A 20,032-nucleotide genomic window follows, 5' to 3' on the forward strand; every position below is an offset into this window, starting at 1 on the left:
GCATGACGCAGCGCCTCGACGAACAGGCATTGCAGGACGCCTGCCTGGACCTGGCCCGGGTCGTGCTGGCCGCTGGCCACGCACAGGTCTCGAACGACATCCTCGAGACCCTGGCCGACCGCTTCCACCGCGAAGTCGTCGACTTCGCCCCCGGCATCGCGCGCGCCGGCCGCGATCCGAACCTGCTGACGCGCGCCGTCCATTACATCATCGACGCGCATGCGCTGCCGCTGATGGGCACCGACATGACGTGGTTCCGGCAGGCGCTGGTGTGCCTGGTGGAGCTGGCGGCGCCGGGGATTGCGCTGTCCGACAAGGGCGGCGCCTTCCTGCGCGACGTGCAGCTGGGGGTCGAACAGTCGCTGGGGGACCTGGAGGGCTAGCGCGCCGGCGCTTCGGTCTTGCCCATCTCCTCGATCGCCTGCCGGTACTGGCGGGAGGCCTTGAGCCTGTCCATGTAGCGGATGCCGCGGCGCTTGTCCATGCCGATGTCGTAGGTCAGGCTGCCGCGCGCGCCGCAGTGGGTCCAGCAGCTCGACTCGCCCTGCGGACCGTCGCGATCGGTCAGGACCAGCTTGTCTTTCTCGATGCCGGCCCGGAGCACGCAGGGGACGTGGCCCTGGAGCGGCGGCTCGGGATCACGATAGACGAACTTTCCGCCCTCGAAGCGCGCCATGCCTGAAATCTGGCACTGGTGGCCGTTATAGAATTCGAGGTCGGCGCGCACGTAGATGTGGTCCGCGTCGAAAGGCACGATTTCTATCACGTCTTCCGCCTGATAAGGTTCATCCGCTTTGCCGGGCACGACCACCCCGCTCATGAAGCGGTGCTTGTAGACGCCCGCCATTTTGTCCATCAATTGCTGCGCCTCCTGCGCGGCCGCCACGGACGATAGCGCGCCCACGGCGCAGAGTGCGAATACGATGCGGTTCAGTGTCTTCATGGTCCGATAGCATACGCCTGCGCGCGGCCCGAAAGCTCGCCAATTCTCACCCGGGCTCCGCTATGATGAGGTCTTTCCAATGCACAATTACAAGAGGAAGACACCCATGCGGATCCGCCCCAGGCAGCTCGCCCTTTCCATCTTTACGGCCCTCGCCGCCCTTGCCGGCACGCAGGCCCAGGCCGCGCCGCAAGCGCCCGATCCGCGCCCGGTCCTGATCACAGCCGACAAGGTCTGGACCGGCGACGGCGCCGCGCACCAGGGCTGGAGCGTGCTGGTGGCCCAGGGCCGCATCCAGGCCGTCGGCCCGGCGGACAAGATGACGGTCCCAAGCGACGCCGAGCGCATCGCCCTGCCCGGCAAGACCCTGATCCCCGGCCTGATCGACCTGCACTCGCACGTGCTGCTGCACCCGTATAACGAAACCACCTGGGACGACCAGGTGATCAAGGAAGCCCCGGCCTACCGCATCGCGCTGGCCGTGCGCCACGCGGCCGACACCTTGCAGGCCGGTTTCACCACCCTGCGCGACCTCGGCACCGAAGGCGTCGACTACGCCGACGTCGGCATCAAGCGCGCCATCGAGGAAGGCCAGGTGCCGGGCCCGCGCCTGCTGGTCGCCACCCGCGCGATCGTCGCCACCGCCAGCTATGGCCCGGCCGAGCGCAGCTACCGCCCGGACATGGAGATTCCCTATGGCGCCCAGCAGGCCACCGGCGTCGACGAAGTAACGAAAGCCGTGCGCGAGCAGGCCTCGCACGGCGCCGACTGGATCAAGTTCTACGCCGACTACCGCACCGGCATCGACGGCAGCACCCGCCCCACTTTCACGCTGGAAGAGATGAAGGCGATGGTGGCGGCCGCCCATGTCACGGGACGCAAGGTGGCGGCCCACGCCAGCAGCGACGACGCGATCCGCCTGGCCGTGCTGGCGGGCGTCGATACGATCGAGCATGGCTACGGCGCCAGCGAAGCCACGTTCAGGCTGATGATCGAGCGCCGCACGGCCTATGTGCCGACCTTGACGGCGCCGGAAGCGGTCGGCGAATACTTCCAGAAGCATGTGCGCGGCGCTACGCCGACCCCGGGCATGCAGGAAGCGGCGCGCGCCTTCCGCCTGGCGCACAAGCTTGGCGTGATCATCGGCAACGGCAGCGACGTCGGCGTCTTCACCCACGGCACCAACGAGCGCGAGCTGGAGTGGATGGTGCGCCTGGGCATGACGCCGACGGAAGCCTTGCGCGCCGCCACCACGGTTGCCGCCGGCATCCTCGGCAAGAAGGACCTGGGCGCGCTGCAGCCGGGCAGCCTGGCCGACGTGGTCGCGGTGGACGGCGACCCGACCGCCGACATCGCGGCGCTGCGAAAAGTGGGCTTCGTGATGAAGAACGGCGCCGTGTACAAGCGGAACTGAGCGCCCCCTGACATTCAGGAAGCGTAGGATGGGTTATGCGTGCCGGCGTTGCGGTTTTCCACAATAGTCCGCCCAGATATTTTCAGTAATGATGACGGCACTATCATTTACTCATGAAGCCCGATCATGAAAAAACCATTCTATAAAGTACTGTATATCCAGGTCCTGTTCGCGATTATCGCCGGCGTCCTGCTGGGCATCTTCGATCCGGGCCTGGCCACCGCGATGAAGCCTCTGGGAGACGGCTTCGTCAAGCTGATCAAGATGATCATCGCCCCGGTGATCTTCTGTACCGTGGTCGCCGGTATTGCCGGCATGCAGGACATGAAGAAGGTCGGGCGCGTCGGCGGCAAGGCCCTGATCTACTTCGAGATCGTGTCGACCTTCGCGCTGGCGATCGGCCTGCTGGTCGCCAACCTGATCAAGCCGGGCGCCGGCTTCAACGTCAACCCGGCCACCATCGACACCCACTCGATCGCCCAGTACACCGACAAGACCAAGGCGCTGACCACGACCGACTTCCTGATGAACATCATCCCGAACACCTTCGTGGATGCGTTCGCCAAGGGCGAGATCCTGCAGGTGCTGCTGATCGCGATCCTGTGCGGCTTCGCGCTGTCGATGATGGGCGAGCGCGGCCGTCCGATCACCCGCGGCATCGAAGCCCTGTCGCACATGATCTTCGGCGTGGTGAACATCATCATGAAGGCGGCCCCGATCGGCGCTTTCGGTGCGATGGCCTTTACTATCGGCAAGTTCGGCGTGAAATCGCTGATCCCGCTGGCTTCGCTGGTCGGGTCCTTCTACCTGACCTGCGCGGTCTTCGTGATCGGCGTGCTGGGCCTGATCGCCTGGAAAACCGGCTTCTCGATCTTCCGCTACCTCGCCTACATCAAGGAAGAGCTGCTGATCGTGCTGGGCACCAGCTCGTCGGAAAGCGCGCTGCCGGCCATCATGCGCAAGCTCGAAAAACTGGGCTGCCCGAAATCGGTGGTGGGCCTGGTGGTTCCGACCGGCTACTCGTTCAACCTGGACGGCACCAACATCTACATGACCATGGCCGCCCTGTTCGTGGCCCAGGCCACCAACACCGACCTGACCCTGACCCAGGAGCTGACCATCCTGCTGGTGGCCATGCTGACCTCGAAGGGCGCGTCCGGCATCACCGGCGCCGGCTTCATCACCCTGGCGGCGACCCTGGCCGTGGTGCCGACCATCCCGGTGGCGGGCATGACCCTGATCCTGGGCATCGACAAGTTCATGAGCGAGTGCCGCGCCCTGACCAACATCATCGGCAACGGCGTCGCCACCATCGTCGTGTCGAAGTGGGAAGGCGAGCTGGACAAGGAGCGCCTGACCGCGGAACTGATGAACCCGACCACCGACGACGGTTCGCTGCGCACCCAGGCAATGCACGAGACCGCCTGATTCCTTTCGGATCAAGCATCCTCATGCAGACGCCGGGTTCGCCCGGCGTCTTTTTTTGCGGTTAGAATCCACCTTATGAAGAATTGGATCAACCGCTTGCGTGGCAATGCAGACAATACCCCCGCCACGCCGGCCGGCCCCCAGGCCGCCACAGCCGACGAGCAGGCCGCCGGCCTCGCCGCCGAGATCGAGTCCACCTATTACCGCTGGCTGACGGCGGCGCGCGCTTACACCGCCCCGGCCGAGGTCGAGACCCGCATCCTCGACGAAGTCCGGATCCTGGGCCTGCAGCCGGGCGAAGCCGCCGGCCTGGTGCCGCGCGTGCCCGAAGCGATTCCCGAACTGCTGGCCAGCCTGAACGACGGGGACGCCTCCATCGCCGAACTGGCGCGCCAGGTGGCGCAGGACGTGGTGCTGGTGGCGGAAGTCATCCGCGAAGCCAACAGCGCCTATTACCGCCCGATCGCCCCCGTCAAGAACGTCGAGGCCGCCATCATGATGCTCGGCCAGAACGGCTTGCGCATGCTGCTGGCGCGGGTCGCCTTCCGCCCCCTCATCAATATGCAGGCCGGCGGCTTCGCGCGCGAGGCCGCGCCCCAGGTCTGGAACCAGTCGGTCAGCTGCGCCCTCGCCGCCAGCCTGATGGCGCCGGGCCTGAGCACCGGCGTGTTCGAGGCCTACCTGGCCGGCCTGATGCAGAACGTCGGCCTGGTGGTGGCCTTCCGCCTGGCCGACCGCGTCTGCGACGATGGCCGCATCCCCGGCGCAAGCGGCTTCGGCGCCCGCCTGCTGGCCGGCAGCCGCCAGCTGTCCGCCGCCATCGCGGTGCACTGGAACTTCCCGCAAGAAGTCGCCCAGGCCATCGCCCAGGCCGGCGAACCGGGTGCGAACCGCCTGGCCGAAGCCCTGGCCCTGGGCGACCGCATCGCCAAGCTGCGCCTGCTGATCGACGCCGGGCTGCTGGCCGAGGACGACAGCCTGGTGACCGAGGGCCTGGACAACGTCCAGCGGCGCTGCCTGGGCAAGCTGGCCAAGCTGGAAGGCTGAGCGCTCAGGGCTTGTGCGCCGGACGCAGCTTTGCCGGCGCCGCGTTCTCGAGACGGTACACGACGTCCACCGACTGACCGAGCTTGAGCGCCTGCACCGCCAGGAAGGTGTCGCGGTCGATCTCGTCCGCGCGCTGGTTGCCGGTGCGGCGGCCGCCACGCGGCGCCTTGAACTCTTCGCGCTCCAGGCCGAGGCGGGTGCCGAGCTTCTTGAGCGCATCGGTCGTCATCGCCATGGCCGGACCGAGGCGGCGCCCGGAAGCCGCGGCCATCACTTCGGCACGGCGGCGCGCGTCCATGACCGCCTCGGTGACGAGTTCATCGTTGACCTTGTCCATCGTGCTGAGATCGAAGTCCGCGGCGAAACTGTCCACATTCGGCTTGCCCAGCACGCCGCCCGCGAGGCGCGGCCAGTTGGCGACATTGCGCACGTTGATCTTCACGGCGGCGCTCAGTTCGTACAGCGCCGCGCCATCCGGAGCGCGTTCCTTGCGCACGCCCTGGCGCACATCGCTCACCACCATGTCCTCCGGGTCGACGCTCAGTTCCTGCATCAGGGCGCGGACCTCGGCCACCCTGGCTTCGATCACGGCGCGCGCGGCAGCCGGATCGGCGTCCGCCGCGATGATCTGGAAGTCGAGCGCGGCGATGTCCGGCATTTCGACCCTGAACGAGTTGCCGATCACGTGCACGAAGGGATAGTCGGGAATGGTCGAGGCCGCGGCGGGGGCCGCCGGCAAGGCCAGCACGGCAGCGGCGAGGAAACCCGCGACGAGGATAGGCAGCAAAGGCTTCAGTTTCAGCATGAATACTCCATCAGTGAGAAATCATTGATCGCGCAAGGCCAGGGCCGGCGGCATCCGCATCGCCGCCACCGCCTGGCGCACGCAGCCGGCCAGCGCCACCGCGCCGACACCAAGGCAGGCCAGCACCAGCGGCCACCAGCCCATCGGCGCGCGCTCGACGAAGCCGGCCAGGTAGCGCTCGGTCCACAGCCAGGCCGGCGCCAGCGCCAGCAGCGCACCCGCGGCCAGGAGCGCCAGCCATTCGCGCGCGACGAGCAGGCCGATGTGGCGCGGCGTGGCGCCATGCAGCTTGCGCAGCACGAATTCGCGGGCGCGACGGCGGATCGTGTAGCTCGACAATACGTAGATGCCGAAGCAGGCCAGCGCGGTCGCCACCACGCTGGCCAGGGCCAGCAGCCTGGCCTGGCGCAGGTCGTCGGCGTAATTCGCGGCGAAGACGCCGGCCGCGCTTTCGACATTCGGGGCGTCGTTCGGGAAGTGGCGCATCCACAGCGCTTCGAGGGCGGCGCGCGCTTCCGGCAGCGGGCCGTGCACGCGCACCGTCAGCACGCCACCGCCCTCGTTCTGCAGGTACATGATCGGCCCGGGCTTCTCGCGCAAGGTAGTGAAGCGCAGGTCCGGGGCGATGCCGACCACCCGCTTGTCCTTGTCGACGATCTGGCCGACCGCCGCTTCCGGCGTGGCGAAGCCGAGCGCATAGGCGGCGCGCGCATTCAGCACCACGCCCTCCTCGCCCTCGCGCGAAAACAGCCGGCCGGCCAGCGGGTGCAGGCCGAAAACCTGGAAGAAGTTGGCGCCGACCTCCTTGCCCTCGATGGGGACGGTGCTGCCATCGCGCATCCTCACGCCAAGGGTGATCGTGACATCGTCGTGCCCGACCGCTTCCGACATCGCAGTCACGCCCTCGACCACGGGCAGGCGCGCCAGCTCGGCCTGGAAGGCATGCGCCGCGGCCCCCAGGCGCTCGCCGCGCTGGCCCGGCAGCTGCAGCACCAGCTGGGACGCGGGATCGAAACCCGGATCGGCCTGGCTCGCATAGTGCGCCTGCCACCACACGGACAGGCTGGCGGCCACCAGCCCGATCGCGGCCGCGAACTGCGCCACCGTCAGGATGCGGCGCAGGCGCATGCCTTCCAGGGTCTCGCCGTCGCGCCCGCCGAGCGCCGCGCTGGCCGGCACGCGCGCCGCCAGCCAGGCCGGATACAGGCCGGACAGCAAGCCGGTCCCGATGCCGATCGCGGCCATGAGAGCCCAGGCCCCTGGCCCGAAGGCGGCAGCCAGGGGCACCGCGACCAGCTCGGAAAACAGGGGCATGCTCAGCCAGGCCAGCAGCGCGCCGAGCAGGGTCGAGCCGGCGCCCACCAGCAGCGCCTCGGCCGCGAACTGGCCGGCCAGGCCGGCGCCGGAGATGCCGAGCGTCTTGCGCACCGCGATCTCGCGCCGGCGCGCGGCGGTCCGCACCGCCGCCAGGTTCACGTAATTGGTGGCGGCCAGCACCAGGATCAGCAGGCCGAGCAGGGCCAGGCCGCCGATCGCCGCCGGGTTGCCGTTGCCTGCGGCGCTGCCGCCGGCCGCCAGGTCCTCATCGAAATAGATGTTCGATAGCGGCGTCACGCCGATATTCGTCAAGGGCTTCGGCCGCCCCTCCTTGAGCGATGCCGGCAGGCTGGCGTCGCGCTCGGCGGCCACCGTGTTTTCCAGCGCCGCCTGCAGTTGCGCTGCCGTGACGCCCGGGGCCGGCCGCAGGTAGAGGCTCTCGCGCCGGGACCAGGCGTCCTGAGTGGACTTGGGCGCCGGATCCCAGCTGTGCCCGCCCTTGCCGAGCAGTGCGCCGAAGGCCGGACTGGTATTCGCCGGCAGTTCGTCGACGATGGCGCGCACGACGAAGGGTTTGCCGGCGATCGTCAGCACCTTGCCGAGCGCGTCAAGCGTGCCGAACAGGCGCTCGGCTTCGCCGCGGCCCAGCACCAGGGCGTCGGGGCGGGCCAGCGCGGCGTCGGCGTCGCCGGCGATGGCCCGCAGGCCGAAGAAGTTCAGGTAGTTCGCGTCCACCACGGACACCTTGAGCTGCACGAAACGCTCCTGGACCCGTGCGCCGACCTGCTGCGACCGGGCGCTGGTCGCCGCGCTCGCCAGCCCGGCCGCGACCGCCCTCCCCGCCAGCGGCGCCGGGCCGCTCGGCCCCCAGCTCGCGCGCGGGAAGAGGTTGCGGCGCTCCTTGACCACATAGATGCCGTCGGCGCCGGCGATGGCGTCGTTGTAGGTCCAGGCATAGCGGACCAGCCCGAACAACAGGAAGCAGGCGGCCAGCGCCACCGCCAGGCCCAGTACCGCGACGGCGGAATAGACGGGCTCGCGGGCCAGCAGGCGCCATGCGAGGCGCATGTTTCGTAACTTCATCGGCATCCTCGAAGATGTAGACAATGATGTCTATGCTATGCCGGTCGCGCCCGTTCAAGCAATAGCAATTCGATAAATATTTTTGTAGACAGGGCAATCTAGAAGGGCTAGTCTACGCGTGCGCATATCCAGCTTTACGAGGAACCGTCATGGCCAAATCCCCCGCCCCTTCCAAGCCGACCCCGGCCGAACTCGACCTGCTGCAGGTGCTGTGGCCGCTGGGCTCGGGCACGGCGCGCCAGGTCCACGACGAAATTCTCAAAACCCGCCCCGACGTGACTTACGCCACCGTGCTGCGCCTGATGCAGATCATGCATGCCAAGGGTTTGCTGATCCGTGACGAGAGCGAACGGTCTCACGTGTATGCACCGGCCCAGGCCCAGGAATCACTGCAGACCAAGCTGCTGAAGGACCTGGTGCAGCGCGCCTTTTCCGGTTCGGCCAAGGCCCTGGTGCTGGCCGCGCTCAAGAGCGGCATCTCGAAAAAGGAGCGGGAGGAAATCGAAGAACTGCTGAAGGGCGAGGACAAGCAATGAGCGCCCCGGCCCTGATCGCCGCACTCGGCTGGACCCTGGTCCATTTCGTCTGGCAGGGCGCCCTGCTCGGCTGCATCGTGGCCGTGCTGCTGACGGCCCTGCGCAATGCGCGGCCTGAAACGCGCTATGCGGTGGCCTGTGCCGGCCTGCTGCTCTGCCTGGCCTGGCCGGCCGTCGACCTGGCGCTGCTGCTGCAGTCCGGCACGGGCGCCGAGAGCGGCAAGCTGTTCCGTAGCGCCGGCGGCGCCATGGCAGCCGTGCAGGATGCATCCGGGATGCTGCCCTGGCTGGGCCGCAATCTCGGCTGGATCGTGGCCTTGTGGGCGGGCTGTGCCGGTGCGCTGAGCCTGCGCATGGCGGTCGGCCTGCTGTGGATCGGCCGCGCCGCGCGCATCCAGGCCCGCGATCCGGCCTGGCAGGCGCGCCTGTCGCGCCTGGCCGAACGCTGCGGCCTCGGCCGCGAAGTACGGCTGCGCGTGGTCGACGGCCTGGCCAGCCCGATCACCGCCGGCTGGTGGCGCCCCGTGGTGCTGGTGCCGGCCAGCCTGGTCGCCGGCATGCCGCCGCATCTGCTCGAGGCCCTGCTGGCCCACGAGCTCGGCCACGTACGCCGCCACGACTACCTGGTCAACCTGCTGCAGAACGTGATCGAGACCCTGCTGTTCTACCACCCGGCCGTGTGGTGGCTGTCGCGCCGCATCCGCGCCGAGCGCGAGCAGATCGCCGACGACTTCGCCGCCCGCCACCTGGGCGAACCGCGCCGCCTGGCGCTGGCCCTGTCGGAACTGGAAAAGCTGCAGTTTTCCAGCCACCACCTGGCGCAAGCCGCGAACGGCGGCGACCTGATGGGCCGCATCCGCCGCCTGCTGCAGCCAAGCGTGCAGGCCCTGAACTGGAAGGCGGCGATCCCGGTGCTGGGGCTGGCCGTGGTCTGCGCCGCCAGCGCGCACGCGCCGGTGAGCCGTGTTACGTCGCCCGTGCATCCCGCTGGCGTCAAGCGGCAGGCAGTCGTCGATTTCGGCAGCTGCCGCAAGCCGGAGTATCCGAAAGCCGACCTCGCCGCGGGGCATGTAGGCACGACGACGCTCGGCTTCATGCTCGACGAGCACGGCAAGGTCCTCGAGGCTTTCATCAAGAAGTCGAGCGGCCACGCTGGCCTGGACGAGGCCGCGCGCGGCGCCCTGGCCCTATGCAAGTTCCGTCCGGCGCTCGACAAGGGCGTGCCGGTCCGGACCGTGGTGCCTGTCCAATACGTCTGGACGCTGGAATAAGAAAAGCCGCCTGTCACGGCGGCTTTTCTCGGATCGCGCTTGCTTAGAGCGTGGAGACGTCCAGCTCGGCGGTAGTCGCTTCGACCACCTGCTCCTTGGTTACGCCCGGCGCCAGCTCGACCAGCTTGAGGCCGGTGTCGGTGACGTCGATCACGCCCAGGTCGGTGATGATGCGGTCGACCACGCCCACGCCGGTCAGCGGCAGGTCGCACTTCTTGAGGATCTTGTGGCTGGTCGAGCCGTCCTTGGCGGTGGCGACGTGCTCCATCAGCACCACCACGCGCTTGACGCCGGCCACCAGGTCCATCGCGCCGCCCATGCCCTTGACCATTTTGCCCGGGATCATCCAATTGGCCAGGTCACCCTTTTCCGAGACCTGCATCGCGCCCAGGATCGCCAGGTTGATCTTGCCGCCGCGGATCATGCCGAAGGAATCGGCCGAGCTGAAGTAGGCGGCGCCCGGCAGCGCCGTCACGGTCTGCTTGCCGGCGTTGATCAGGTCGGCGTCGACTTCCGCATCAAGCGGGAAGGGGCCGATGCCCAGCAAGCCGTTTTCCGACTGCAGGAAGACTTCGACGTCCTTCGGGACGTAGTTCGCCACCAGGGTCGGCAGGCCGATGCCCAGGTTCACATAGAAACCGTCCTGCAGTTCCTTTGCCGCGCGCGCGGCCATTTCATCACGAGTCCATGCCATGTCGTCTGTCTCCTGGTCTTAGGCTGCGCGCACGGTGCGCTGTTCGATGCGCTTTTCCGGCGTCGGGTTGTGAACGATGCGGTGCACGAAGATGCTCGGCAGGTGCACCTGGTCCGGATCGATCTCGCCGGTCTCGACCAGCTGTTCCACCTCGACGATGCAGATCTTGCCGGCGGTGGCGACGTTCGGGTTGAAGTTGCGCGAAGTCTTGCGGAACACCAGGTTGCCTGCGCGGTCGGCCTTCCAGGCCTTGACCAGGGCGACGTCCGGGTTCAGCGCGCGTTCCATCACATACATGTCGCCGTCGAATTCGCGGGTCTCCTTGCCGTCGGCGACGATGGTGCCGTAGCCGGTCTTGGTGAAGAAGGCCGGGATGCCGGCGCCGCCGGCGCGCAGCTTCTCGGCCAGCGTGCCCTGGGGCGTGAATTCCAGCTCGAGCTCGCCGGCCAGGTACTGGCGCGCGAACTCCTTGTTCTCGCCGACGTAGGACGCGATCATCTTCTTGATCTGGCGCGTGGCGAGCAGCTGGCCGAGGCCGAAGTCGTCGACGCCGGCATTGTTCGAGATGGCGGTCAGGTCCTTGACGCCGGAATCGCGCAGCGCGCCGATCAGCGCCTCCGGAATACCGCACAGGCCGAAGCCGCCCACGGCGATGGTCTGGCCGTCCTGGACGACGCCTTCGAGTGCGGACCGCGCATCTGGATAAACTTTATTCATACCCGTCCCTTTAGTAAGTGATCTGTACAGCAGAGTAGAATTCGAGAATAGAATAGCGCCCTGCAAAGCACAATACCGTAGAAATACCGCCCCATAAATGAGCGCATCATACGCCATCGATTACGAGATGATTTTCCAGCATGCGCCGGTCGGCATGTGCATCTCCGTCAACCGCATCATCCAGGCCTGCAACCACGCGCTGGCGGACATGTTCGGCTACGACTGCGCCCACCTGGACGGCAAGTCCTTCGAGGTGCTCTACCCCACCGAGGACGAGTTCCTGCGCACCGGCGACCGCATCGTGCCCATCATGAATGCGAAAGGCCGCTACTCCGACGAGCGCATCATGCGCCGCGCCAGCGGCGAACTGTTCTGGTGCCACGTGACCGGCCGCGCGCTCGATGCGAAAGAACCGCTGGGCGCCGGCGTCTGGACCTTCGAGGATGTGAGCGAGAAGCGCCCGGTGACGGCCGCGCTGACCCCGCGCGAACGCGAGATCGCGGCCCTGCTGGTCGAGGGCAAGACCAGCAAGGTGATCGCGCGCGAGACCGACCTGTCGCCGCGCACGGTGGAGATGCACCGGGCCAGGCTGATGAAGAAGTTTTCGGCCTCGACTTCGTCGGAGCTGGTGCACAAGCTGGTGGGGGTGGCGCGCTAGCGGCTCAGCGTTTTACGCCCAGGCGCGCCAGCACTTCATCGAGATCGACGAGATCGGCGTCGCCCGGCCTGGACGCTGCCGCACCCTTGAATTTCCATAGCCGCCTGGGATCGATGACTTGCTTGCCATCGCGTTCGATGACGGCCGCCCAGCCGACCCTGCCCTCTTCTTCGATGACCAGGACCGGCCCGCGGACTGCCGCGAAGAAAGGCCCGAATTCACCGCTGCGCGCCTTGAATTGCCGCGCCGCGTCGGATTCGCCCGCCAGAACCTGGTCGACCTTGAAGTCCATGGTCTCGCAGGCGCCGTTGCGCGACATGCACACGGCCCGCGATCCGTCGGCACGTTCGATCACCATCTGCGGACAGATGAGCGGGCAGTTCGGCATGCCCGAAGGCTCCAGCGTCAGGCGCTGGACATGGCCCAGGAGCAGCTGGGCCTCGGCCAAGGCCAGCGGAGATGCGCCGAGCAGGAGCGCGGCAAGCAAGACGGATTTCATCATCGGCGTTGTCCCTCGTTGTCGTGACACGCCATGCTACCCGAGCCGGGCAGCCTGAAAATCCGCGAATTGTTTCAAGCCTCCACGGCCGGTAGCTGGCTGCGGATGCGTTCCGGCAGCGCCACCGATTTCTCGGCCTGGAAATCGATCCACACGACCTTACCGCCGCCATGGGCATACACGGTCTCGGCCTTGCCATCCCCGTCCACCAGGCTGATCTCGTGCGTGACCTCGAAGCTCGATCGCCCCGGCGCGCCGGCATAGGTGCGGACCTCGATCTCGCCGGGATACTTGAGCTGCTTGATGAAGGTGCAGTAGGCGGTGACGATCACCGGGCCCTGCCCTTTGGCGTCGAACTTGCCGTTCAGGTCTTCCAGGAAGGCGATGCGGCCGGTTTCCATGTAGCGGAAATAGATGGTGTTGTTGACGTGGCCGAGCACGTCCATGTCGCCCCAGCGGATGGCCTGGCGCATGGTGTGCATTAACTTCCGGTTTGACTTCTCGATGTTCATCGTTGCCTGCTTCTGTTGAAAAAAACAGGCATTGTATGCTCTCAGCCGGGAGAATGCCCCCGTACGATGCCATCGACGATGCCGCAGAAGGCCGCCGGATCCTCGAGCATCATCAGGTGCCCGGCCTTCGGCTGCACCATGCTCCGCGCGGCCAGCGCCAACACCCATTCGGGGATGTCCCAGCCGGCTGCGGACAGCTCGCCGCCCAGCAGGTAGAGCGGCACGCCGCTGCCCAGCACGCGCCGCACGCCCTCCAGATACGAAGGCGAGCCGGTCACCTCCAGCACAGAGCGCGCCATCGCCTGGATGGTCGTATAGGGCTGGTTTTCCAGGATCTCGCGCGCCATGGCGATGCGCTCGTCGCTGGCTTCGATGCCGGTCCGCTCCAGCCAGCCCGCCGGATCGTCCTCCATGGCGCCGTACTCGAAGGCCCAGTCGGCCTCCGGCATGGCCGCGATGCGCGAGCACCAGAACGCATCCTTCAAGGTGAAATTGCCTTCCACGCTGATCAATCCGCGCACCAGCTCCGGCGCCTGTTCCGCCGCCAGCATCATGACCGCGCCGCCGACACTGTGGCCGAGCAGCCAGGCCGGCTCGCCGACTTCCTCGCGCAGCACGCGCGCGACTTCCTCGGCCTGCGCAAGGAGGTCGATGCCCAGGTCCACGCTGCGCTTCGCGCCATAGCCGAGCAGGTCCGGCGTGCGCAGGTCCAGTCCGGGCAGATACGCTTTCGGGTCGTAGTAGCTGCCGGAACCCAGCAGCCCGTGGACCATGACCAGCGCGCTCATTGAGCGGTCATGCCATCGTCGGCGGTGATGATGGTGCCGTTGATGAAGTGGGCTTCCTCGGCCGCCAGCAGCAGGAGCAGGCCGTCGAGGTCTTCCGGCTTGCCGATGCGGCGGCGCGGCAGCATCTCGATCAGCTTCTTGCCCTGCTCGGTATCGAAGTAATCCTCGTTCATCTCGGTGGCGATGTAGCCGGGGCAGATGGCGTTGACGTTGATGCCGTAGCGGCCCCACTCGACCGCCATGGCCTTGGTCATCTGGATCACGCCGGCCTTGCTCATGCAGTAGACGCCGATCTGCGGCAGCACGCGCAAGCCCGCCACCGAGGCGATGTTGACGATGCGGTGCTGCTTTTTCGGATCGCCCTTGGCGCGCTGGATCATGCGCTTGGCGCACTGCTGGGCCATGAAGAAGGCGCCGCGCAGGTTGGTGTCCATGATGTAGTTGTAGTCGTCCTCGGTGACGTCCAGCAGGCGCTGGGTGGTCGACACGCCCGAGTTGTTGACGAGGATGTCGATCGGGCCCGCCTCGGTCTCGGCATGGGCGATCGCCGCCTTGATGCTGGCGAGGTCGGTGACGTCCAGCGCCACCACGTGGGCGGCGCCGCCATCCGCTTCGATCTCCGCGCGCAATTCCTTCAGGCGCTCGATGCGGCGCGAGGCCAGCACCACCTGCGCCCCGGCCCCGGCCAGGGCCTTCGCGAAGCGCGCGCCGAGTCCGCTGGACGCGCCTGTCACCATTGCGATCTTGCCTTCGAAATTGACTTCTATGCCCACGTTTTCGCTCCCTTACTCAGTCTCACCGAACTATATTCTGTTGCGACGACATAATGATTACATACTTCACCCATTTCGCCGCGATTAGATTGCCGCATCTAATATCTGCCCTACAATAGCGCGCTGCGTTGCAATCATGAGCAAAAAAGTGCACACTCGTGCTTAAATTTTCTAACACAACTAAAACATGACTCAGCCCAACTCCCTCATCGAACAATACGGTCCGCGCGAAGCGATGGAATACGACGTCGTCATCGTCGGTGGTGGCCCCGCTGGCTTATCGAGCGCGATCCGCCTGAAGCAGCTGGCGGCGGAGCAAGGCCGCGAGGTCTCGGTCTGCGTTCTCGAAAAAGGCGGCGAGCTGGGTGCGCACATCCTGTCGGGCGCGGTCATGGATCCGCGCGCGCTGGACGAACTGTTCCCGAACTGGAAGGAACTCGGCGCCCCCTTGAATACCGCCGTCACCGAAGACCGCGTGCTGTTCCTGACCGAGACCAAGGCCTATCAGACCCCGAACTTCATGGTGCCGAAGGCCCTGACCAATCACGGCAACTACGTGATCTCGCTGGCCAACGTGGTGCGCTGGCTGGGCCAGCAGGCCGAAGCGCTGGGCGTGGAAATCTTCCCCGGCTTCCCGGCCGCCGAAGTCCTGTACAACGACGACGGTTCCGTCAAGGGTGTCGCCACCGGCAACATGGGTGTGAACCGCCACGGCGAGCCGACCGACGCGTTCCAGCTGGGCATGGAACTGCACGCGAAATACACGCTGTTCGCCGAAGGCTGCCGCGGCCACCTGGGCAAGCAGCTGATCGCCAGGTATGCGCTGGACAAGGGCAAGGACCCGCAGACCTACGGCATCGGCATCAAGGAGCTGTGGGAGATCGACCCAGCCCTGCACAAGCCGGGCCTGGTGGTCCACACCGCCGGCTGGCCGCTGGATTCCAGCACCTACGGCGGCTCCTTCATGTACCACCTCGAGAACAACCTGGTCGCGGTCGGTTTCGTGGTCGGCCTGGCCTACCAGAACCCCTACCTGTCGCCCTACGAGGAATTCCAGCGTTATAAGACGCACCCGGAAATCCGCAAGTTCTTCGAAGGCGGCAAGCGCATCTCCTACGGCGCGCGCGCGATCACCGCTGGCGGCCTGCAGTCGCTGCCGAAGACCGTGTTCCCGGGCGGCGCCCTGGTCGGCGACGACGCCGGCTTCCTGAACGTCAGCCGCATCAAGGGCAGCCACGCCGCCATCAAGACCGGCATGCTGGCCGCCGACGCCGCCTTTGCCGCACTCGGCGAAGGCCGCCAGCACGACGAGCTGGCGAGCTTCCCGGCCGCCTTCGAGCAATCCTGGCTGCACGAAGAACTGCACGTGGCGCGCAACTTCAAGCCGTGGATGAGCAAGGGCCTCTACCTGGGCACGCTGATGACCGGCATCGACCAGATCCTGTTCAAGGGCAAGGCGCCCTGGACCCTGCACCACAAGCACGCCGACCACGAATGCCTGCGCCCGGCGTCCGAGTTCAAGCCCATCGTGTACCCGAAGCCGGACGGCAAGCTGACCTTCGACCGCCTGTCCTCGGTGTTCATCTCGAACACCAACCACGCGGAAGACCAGCCGGTGCACCTGACGCTGAAGAACCCGGCCATCCCGACCGAGATCAACCTGCCGAAGTACGCCGGCCCGGAACAGCGCTACTGCCCGGCGGGCGTGTACGAGTTCGTGAAGACGGACGAAGGCAAGGACCGCCTGCAGATCAACGCGCAGAACTGCGTGCACTGCAAGACCTGCGACATCAAGGACCCGACGCAGAACATCGTGTGGGTCACGCCGGAGGGCGGCGGCGGGCCGAATTACCCGAATATGTAATTCAGCCGGTGCGGCGCAGGGCGAGCTTTTCCAGCGCCTGCGCCGTCATCGGATGCCCGAACATGTAACCCTGCGCATAATCGCAGCCGGCATCCGCCAGCAGCGCGCGCTGCGCCGCCGTCTCCACCCCCTCCGCCACCACCTTCAGCCCCAGCTTGTGCGCCATGGCGACGATCGCCTCGTACAGCGCCAGCTCCCCGCCCTCGCCGTCCAGCGTCTGCGCCAGCGAGGGGTCGATCTTCACGAAGTCGATGTCGTAGCGTTTTAAATGCGACAGCGAAGCGTAGCCGGTGCCGAAGTGGTCCAGCGCCACCTGCAGGCCCAGCATGCGGTATTGCGCCAGCCGCCCCAGTAGCGCATCGGCGCCGCCCTGCAGCGCGCCTTCGCTGATCTCGACCACGATGCTTTGCGGCGGCAGCGCCATCTCGCGCAGGTAGTCGAGCCAGCCCTGGTACTGGCCGCCGTCGCGCCGGAACTGCACCGGCGACTTGTTCACGCTCACCTGGAAATCCGCGGCGATGCTGCGCTGCCAGCACTGGACCTGGCGCGCCGCCTCGCGGAATACCCAATCGCCGATCTCGACGATCATGCCGCTCGATTCCGCGAACGGGATGAACTGGGCCGGGGCCAGCAGGCCGCGGGTCGGATGGCGCCAGCGCAGCAGGGCCTCGGCCTTGTGCACGGCCCCCGTGCGCAGCGAGACGATGGGCTGGTACAGGATCTCGAACTGCTGCTGGGCGATGGCCTCGCGCAGGTCGCTTGCGATCACCTGGCGCGCCAGCGCCGCTTCCTGCAGGTCCTGGGTGAAGTAGCTGTAGCGGTTGCGGCCGGCGTTCTTCGATGCGTACATGGCCTGGTCGGCGTGCGACAGCAGGTCCGGCAGCTCGCGCGCATCGGCCGGATACAGGGCGATGCCGACCGAGGCCGAGATCTCGGCTAATTCTCCTGCTAAGTCGAACGGCCGCGCCAGCGCATCGACGATGGACTGGGCGATGCGGTCGACGCTGCCGACCCGCTCCAGCCCGGACAGGATCACGGTGAACTCGTCGCCGCCCAGCCGCGCCAGGGTGTCGGTGGCGCGCACGCAGGCCTTCACGCGGCGCGCGGCCTCGGCCAGCAGGGTGTCGCCGACGGCGTGGCCGAGGCGGTCGTTGACTTCCTTGAAGTGATCGAGGTCGATGTACAGCAGGGCCACGAAGGTGGCGCCGCGGTCGGCCTTGCGCATCTCCTGGGCCAGGCGGTCGCGGAACATGTGGCGGTTCGGCAGGCCGGTCAGCTCGTCGAAGTTCGCCTGGTGCCAGATCCGCTCGGCCGAGGCGCGCTGGCGCGTGATGTCGGTCACCAGGGCCAGCGTGCCGACATAATTCCCGGCGACGTCGAAGATGGGCGTGGTGGCGGCGCTGGTCCAGAGTTCGCTGCCGTCGCTGCGGATGAACTTGAGTTCGACGCGCTCGCCGCGCGCATGCTGGCGCCGCACGTCGTGGGTCTCGAAGCGCGCGCGTCCCTCCTCGTCCATGAAGCGTACCAGCGGCTGCTCGAGCAGACCCTCGATCTCGCAGCCCAGCAGGGCCGCCATCTTCGGATTGACGAAGGTGATGAAGCCGAGCGCGTCGATCTCCCAGATGCCTTCGTCGGCGCAGTGGACGATGCGGCGGAAGCGTTCCTCGGAGCGTTCGAGCGCAGCCAGCTTGCCGTCGACAGGCTCGACCACGATGCGGCAGGCCTGGCCGCTGCCGTCGGCGCTGGCCAGCAGCACCACCGGGCCGGGCGCGCCATGGTCGGCGCAGGTCATCTCGATGCGCTGGCGGCGCGGCGCGCGGCTGTTGATGGCGGCTTCGAAGAAGATGTCGAACTCTTCGCGCCAGTTGCGCCGCACGAAATCGCGGAAGCGGTGCCCGCCGGCCGTGCCGCGCGGCACGCCGATCAGCTGGGCGCCGGCCACGTTCGCCTGCAGGATGCGGCCGTCGAAGGCCACCACGAAATAGCCGACCGGGGCCAGCAGGTAGAGTTCGTTGAAATGCGCCTGCTCCTGCTCGTGGCGCAGGCGCTCGGGGCTGACGCCGCTGTCGAGCTGTTGCACGTCCATGTCCATCTCACCTCGCTTGGCTTGGTTGAGTTGCCCGGATTCTATTGCTTTTTAGAAAAGCCTAGCATGGCGCAAAGACCTTGTCGATCCACTGAAGTTTTAGTGTTGCTGATGCGCCCGATTCAGGCGCCGCTCGGCGCGGCGCTGCAGGCCTTCGAAGAACAGGCTGAGTATCCAGTAGATGATGGCCGCTGCGACGTAGAGCGGCAATGGACGGAATGTGACGGAGATCAATTCTTTGGTGACAAGCATGAGCTCGGTCATGGTGATCACCGAGACCAGCGAGGTGTCCTTGATCAGGCTGATCAGGGTATTGCTCATCGACGGCACCGCCACCCGCAGCGCCTGCGGCAGCACCACGTGGCCGAGGGTCTGGCCCCAGCCCAGGCCGAGGCTGTAGGCGGCCCGCCACTGACCCTGGGCGATGGCCAGGATGGCGCCGCGCAGGCTTTCGGAAAGGTAGGCGCCGGCGTTCAGCGACAGGGTCAGCACACCCGCCGTCACCGGCGTGAATTCGATGCCGATGCTGGGCAGGCCGTAATAGACGACGAACAGCTGCACCAGCAGCGGGGTGCCGCGGAAGGCGCTGACGTAGACCGCCGCCGGCCAGCGCAGCAGCGCCCAGGGCGAGACCCGCATCAGGGCCGCCGGCACGCCCAGCACCAGGCCGCCCAGCATGGCCGCGACCGCCAATGACAGGGTCAGGCCGGCGCCGCGCAGCATGACCGGCGCGGACTCGCGCAGCAAGTCCAGCAGTTCCTGGAATTCCATCTGGACTTGGGGCTTAAGGCGCGCGGGTGGCGTCGACGCCGAACCACTTCAGGGAAGCGGCCTTCAGGCTGCCGTCGGCGCGGACTTCTTCGAGCGCCTTGTCGACCGCGGCGCGGAATTTCGGATTCCCTTTCTGGAAGGCGACGGCGGTGCGCTCGACCGCGCCCACGCGCGCGCCGGCGCGGATCGGCAGCTGCGAGGATTTCAGCAGGTAGCCGACCATCAGGCTGTCGTTCAGGGCGGCGTCGATGCGGCCGAAGGCGAGGTCCTGCAGGTTTTCAGGCGCCGCCGGGTAGCTCTTCACCTCGACGCCCGGCATGGCCTTGGCCTGCTGCTCGAACACGCTGCCCTGCCCGACCCCGACCTTCTTGCCCTTCAGGTCTTCCAGCTTTTTGTAGTCGATGCGCTCGTTGCGGCGCACGATCAGTTGCGGCGTCGAATAGGTATAGGGGGTGGAGAAATCGAAGGCCTGCTCGCGCTTGGGCGTGACGTTGACCTGGCTGATGATGACGTCGTACTTGCCGGCGCCCAGCCCGGCCAGGATCGAGGCCCACTCGGTGGTCACGAAGTCCGGCTTCAGGCCGAGCCTGGCCGCCACCAGCCTGGCGACGTCGACGTCGTAGCCGGTCAATTGGCCGGTCTTCGGGTCCTTGAAGTTGAAGGGCGGGTAGGTTCCCTCGAGGGCGATGCGCAGCGTGCCGCGGGCCTTGGCGTTGTCCAGCAGGTCGGCGGCATGGGCAGGCAGCGCCAGCATGGCGGCGGCCACGGCGGCGCCGGCCAGAATCTTCCTGCGGAAATTGTTAGGGGAACCCTTTTGCATCGCATT

General features: G+C 67.0%; 20 protein-coding genes. 8 read left to right on the forward strand and 12 right to left on the reverse strand.

All coding sequences use genetic code 11. The features are described from left to right. The first annotated feature begins 2 nt into the window (after positions 1 to 2). Positions 3 to 383, forward strand: a complete 381-nt coding sequence (locus ACFPO9_RS10490; RefSeq protein ID WP_379770307.1) for a hypothetical protein — start codon at positions 3 to 5, stop codon at positions 381 to 383. On the opposite strand, the gene ACFPO9_RS10495 is transcribed toward ACFPO9_RS10490, so the two are convergent. Further along, positions 380 to 943, reverse strand: a complete 564-nt coding sequence (locus tag ACFPO9_RS10495) for a hypothetical protein (protein WP_379770309.1) — start codon at positions 941 to 943, stop codon at positions 380 to 382. The two genes, ACFPO9_RS10490 and ACFPO9_RS10495, sit on opposite strands and share 4 nt — an antisense overlap. A 106-nt stretch (positions 944 to 1,049) precedes the next feature. On the opposite strand from ACFPO9_RS10495, the gene ACFPO9_RS10500 reads away from it, so the two are divergent. From ACFPO9_RS10500 to ACFPO9_RS10510, 3 genes are all read left to right on the forward strand, one after another. Further along, a complete protein-coding gene (locus ACFPO9_RS10500) occupies positions 1,050 to 2,357 on the forward strand; it encodes a metal-dependent hydrolase family protein (protein ID WP_379770312.1) in 1,308 nt (435 codons plus the stop codon). Positions 2,358 to 2,483: 126 nt separating this feature from the next. Further along, positions 2,484 to 3,785 (forward strand): dicarboxylate/amino acid:cation symporter, encoded by a 1,302-nt coding sequence (locus tag ACFPO9_RS10505; RefSeq protein WP_379770315.1) that lies wholly within the window; start codon positions 2,484 to 2,486, stop codon positions 3,783 to 3,785. Positions 3,786 to 3,860: 75 nt separating this feature from the next. After that, a complete protein-coding gene (locus tag ACFPO9_RS10510; RefSeq protein ID WP_379770317.1) occupies positions 3,861 to 4,832 on the forward strand; it encodes an HDOD domain-containing protein in 972 nt (323 codons plus the stop codon). A 4-nt stretch (positions 4,833 to 4,836) separates the two neighbouring features. Here the strand turns inward: ACFPO9_RS10510 and ACFPO9_RS10515 are convergent, their stop codons facing one another. Continuing rightward, a complete protein-coding gene (locus tag ACFPO9_RS10515; protein WP_379770319.1) occupies positions 4,837 to 5,637 on the reverse strand; it encodes an SIMPL domain-containing protein in 801 nt (266 codons plus the stop codon). A gap of 21 nt (positions 5,638 to 5,658) precedes the next feature. Continuing rightward, complete coding sequence (locus ACFPO9_RS10520; protein ID WP_379770322.1) at positions 5,659 to 8,037, reverse strand: ABC transporter permease; 2,379 nt, start codon at positions 8,035 to 8,037, stop codon at positions 5,659 to 5,661. A gap of 149 nt (positions 8,038 to 8,186) precedes the next feature. Between ACFPO9_RS10520 and ACFPO9_RS10525 the strand changes: the two genes are divergently transcribed. Together ACFPO9_RS10525 and ACFPO9_RS10530 are read left to right on the forward strand one after the other, a co-directional pair. Continuing rightward, the gene (locus tag ACFPO9_RS10525; protein ID WP_379770324.1) at positions 8,187 to 8,573 is read left to right on the forward strand and encodes a BlaI/MecI/CopY family transcriptional regulator; all 387 of its coding nucleotides are present in this window, start codon (positions 8,187 to 8,189) and stop codon (positions 8,571 to 8,573) included. Beyond that, on the forward strand, positions 8,570 to 9,844 hold the full coding sequence (locus ACFPO9_RS10530; protein WP_379770326.1) for a TonB family protein: 1,275 nt from the start codon (positions 8,570 to 8,572) through the stop codon (positions 9,842 to 9,844). Before ACFPO9_RS10525 ends, ACFPO9_RS10530 begins: the two co-directional genes overlap by 4 nt. 43 nt (positions 9,845 to 9,887) lie before the next feature. On the opposite strand, the gene ACFPO9_RS10535 is transcribed toward ACFPO9_RS10530, so the two are convergent. Together ACFPO9_RS10535 and ACFPO9_RS10540 are read right to left on the reverse strand one after the other, a co-directional pair. After that, positions 9,888 to 10,538 (reverse strand): CoA transferase subunit B, encoded by a 651-nt coding sequence (locus ACFPO9_RS10535; protein WP_379770328.1) that lies wholly within the window; start codon positions 10,536 to 10,538, stop codon positions 9,888 to 9,890. A gap of 18 nt (positions 10,539 to 10,556) precedes the next feature. Next, a complete protein-coding gene (locus tag ACFPO9_RS10540) occupies positions 10,557 to 11,255 on the reverse strand; it encodes a CoA transferase subunit A (protein ID WP_379770330.1) in 699 nt (232 codons plus the stop codon). Between the two features lie 97 nt (positions 11,256 to 11,352). On the opposite strand from ACFPO9_RS10540, the gene ACFPO9_RS10545 reads away from it, so the two are divergent. Beyond that, positions 11,353 to 11,913 carry a LuxR C-terminal-related transcriptional regulator gene (locus ACFPO9_RS10545; protein ID WP_379770332.1) on the forward strand — a complete coding sequence of 187 codons (561 nt, stop codon included), beginning with the start codon at positions 11,353 to 11,355 and terminating at the stop codon, positions 11,911 to 11,913. A 4-nt stretch (positions 11,914 to 11,917) separates the two neighbouring features. Here the strand turns inward: ACFPO9_RS10545 and ACFPO9_RS10550 are convergent, their stop codons facing one another. The 4 genes from ACFPO9_RS10550 to ACFPO9_RS10565 form a co-directional block, all read right to left on the reverse strand. Continuing rightward, positions 11,918 to 12,415: a hypothetical protein gene (locus ACFPO9_RS10550; RefSeq protein ID WP_379770335.1), complete on the reverse strand. Its 498-nt coding sequence runs from the start codon at positions 12,413 to 12,415 to the stop codon at positions 11,918 to 11,920. Positions 12,416 to 12,486: 71 nt separating this feature from the next. Further along, complete coding sequence (locus ACFPO9_RS10555; protein WP_379770337.1) at positions 12,487 to 12,894, reverse strand: acyl-CoA thioesterase; 408 nt, start codon at positions 12,892 to 12,894, stop codon at positions 12,487 to 12,489. A gap of 71 nt (positions 12,895 to 12,965) precedes the next feature. Continuing rightward, positions 12,966 to 13,712, reverse strand: coding sequence for an alpha/beta fold hydrolase (locus tag ACFPO9_RS10560; RefSeq protein WP_379770339.1), 747 nt, complete (start codon positions 13,710 to 13,712; stop codon positions 12,966 to 12,968). After that, a complete protein-coding gene (locus tag ACFPO9_RS10565) occupies positions 13,709 to 14,449 on the reverse strand; it encodes an SDR family oxidoreductase (RefSeq protein WP_379771016.1) in 741 nt (246 codons plus the stop codon). Before ACFPO9_RS10565 ends, ACFPO9_RS10560 begins: the two co-directional genes overlap by 4 nt. A 223-nt stretch (positions 14,450 to 14,672) precedes the next feature. Between ACFPO9_RS10565 and ACFPO9_RS10570 the strand changes: the two genes are divergently transcribed. Then, complete coding sequence (locus ACFPO9_RS10570; protein ID WP_379770342.1) at positions 14,673 to 16,349, forward strand: electron transfer flavoprotein-ubiquinone oxidoreductase; 1,677 nt, start codon at positions 14,673 to 14,675, stop codon at positions 16,347 to 16,349. A gap of 1 nt (position 16,350) precedes the next feature. Here the strand turns inward: ACFPO9_RS10570 and ACFPO9_RS10575 are convergent, their stop codons facing one another. The 3 genes from ACFPO9_RS10575 to ACFPO9_RS10585 form a co-directional block, all read right to left on the reverse strand. Then, positions 16,351 to 18,435, reverse strand: a complete 2,085-nt coding sequence (locus ACFPO9_RS10575) for a putative bifunctional diguanylate cyclase/phosphodiesterase (protein ID WP_379770344.1) — start codon at positions 18,433 to 18,435, stop codon at positions 16,351 to 16,353. 99 nt (positions 18,436 to 18,534) lie between these two features. Then, positions 18,535 to 19,206 (reverse strand): amino acid ABC transporter permease, encoded by a 672-nt coding sequence (locus ACFPO9_RS10580; RefSeq protein WP_379770347.1) that lies wholly within the window; start codon positions 19,204 to 19,206, stop codon positions 18,535 to 18,537. Positions 19,207 to 19,219: 13 nt separating this feature from the next. Beyond that, the gene (locus ACFPO9_RS10585; protein WP_379770349.1) at positions 19,220 to 20,026 is read right to left on the reverse strand and encodes a transporter substrate-binding domain-containing protein; all 807 of its coding nucleotides are present in this window, start codon (positions 20,024 to 20,026) and stop codon (positions 19,220 to 19,222) included. Between the last annotated feature and the right edge of the window lie 6 nt (positions 20,027 to 20,032).

The organism is Massilia aerilata, assembly GCF_042656905.1.
GTDB classification, from domain to species: Bacteria; Pseudomonadota; Gammaproteobacteria; order Burkholderiales; family Burkholderiaceae_D; genus Telluria; species Telluria aerilata.